The organism is Eoetvoesiella caeni (assembly GCF_003315175.1).
Classification (GTDB): domain Bacteria; phylum Pseudomonadota; class Gammaproteobacteria; order Burkholderiales; family Burkholderiaceae_B; genus Eoetvoesia; species Eoetvoesia caeni.
In genome coordinates this window covers 1-1,384 of the sequence record NZ_QNRQ01000045.1, presented here as the reverse complement: position 1 = coordinate 1,384, position 1,384 = coordinate 1, and the positions used below count along the sequence as shown (strand labels likewise).

Genomic DNA, 1,384 nt, shown 5'->3' with positions numbered 1-1,384 from the left:
TCAAGATACCGGACCTGGTGGCCCTGCAGCGTGGCCTGATAGGCTACGGCCTTGGCAATATGGCTTTTTCCTGTGCCCGGCTTGCCGATCAACAAGGCGTTGGCGCCTTCGGCAATGAATTTCAGTGTCAGCAGCTCGAAGCTTGCCTGGCGGGGCAGCTTGGGATTAAAGCGCCAGTCAAAGTCGTTCAATGTCACGCGTTCGTCCAGACCGGATTTGACGTAGCGCCGATCAATCAGCCGGGATCGGCGTCGGTCCAGCTCGTCTTGCAAGATGAGCGAGAAGGTCTCGATAAAGGGTTGCTCGCAGGCCTGGGCCTGCACAATCCGGGTCTCCAACGTGGCGCTAATGCCCGATAAGCGCAATTCGCGCAGGGTCCGGTCAATCTCGGTCATGGTCATGGTCATTTTTAATCCTCGTTGAACAAGGGCAGGCTGGCGCTTTGCTGGGCGCCCAGGGTAAACAGGTCGGCATAGTCTTGGCCGTCCCGGATAAGGGGGTGCTGCTGGGTCAGGACGGGCTCTGTCTGCGCGGGCGTATTCAGTTGCTCCAGCGCCTGGGTGGTCAGTTGTTCGGTGAGCGCTTTGATGCGCTTATAGCTCTGGATACCTTCGTCCAGCGCCCGCTGGCAGGCCTGCTCAACCAGTCGGCTCGGATAGCGCTTGGCTAACCCGACAATGCCCCAGAGTTTGCGCTGGCCGACACGGCCCTCTGCGGCGAACAGGGTCTGGCAAAGCTGGTGCGCAGCCACCCCAATTTCCTGGGCTTGGCGCAACAGCGCACGTGTCTCGCGAGAGGGATTGAACAGGCGCTCCTCGTCGGGCAGGACCACCGTGCCGGGTCGATCCACGCGGGCGTGCGTACGGATCAGGGCCTGGGTGCCGAGCTCACGGATCTCAAGGTAGTGGTCGAACAACCGCACCAGCACCCGAGAACCGATTCGGGCCGGGCGGGCCGCGTAGCTGCTGTGATCGACCCGAATGCAGGTGTCATCGCACACCGTGCGCTGCGCCTCTTTGAAGTACTGCACCCCCGAGATCGGCAAGGCCTGCAGATGCGGGCGCTCCTCTTGATACATCGCCTCGACCTGGCGACGCGTGCTGCCATGGATGCGCGGCGCGGCCCATCGGGTCTCCCAATGCTCCAGAAAGGCATTTTGCTCCTCCAGCGACTCGAATCGTTTGCCCTTCAGGGCCGTGGCCTGCGTGTGTCCGATCGCATGCTCGACCGTGCCTTTGCGGTTCGGATCGCGTACCCGGGCCGGATCGGCCACCACACCGTAATGACGCAGCACCATGGCGTACACGGGATTGAGTTCGGGCTCGTACAGGTCGGGCGCAAGCACCCCTTCCTTCAGGTTATCGAGCACGACGTAGTGCGTCGT

2 protein-coding genes are annotated in these 1,384 nt (G+C 62.1%); both read right to left on the bottom strand.

All coding sequences use genetic code 11. The features are described 5' to 3' along the window. Nucleotides 1-407 (bottom strand): ATP-binding protein (locus tag DFR37_RS22705; protein ID WP_170139998.1); only part of this gene is annotated, 407 nt, incomplete at its 3' end. A 2-nt stretch (nt 408-409) separates the two neighbouring features. Then, the coding region (locus DFR37_RS22700; protein WP_488154025.1) for a transposase at nt 410-1,384 on the bottom strand (975 nt) is incomplete at its 5' end.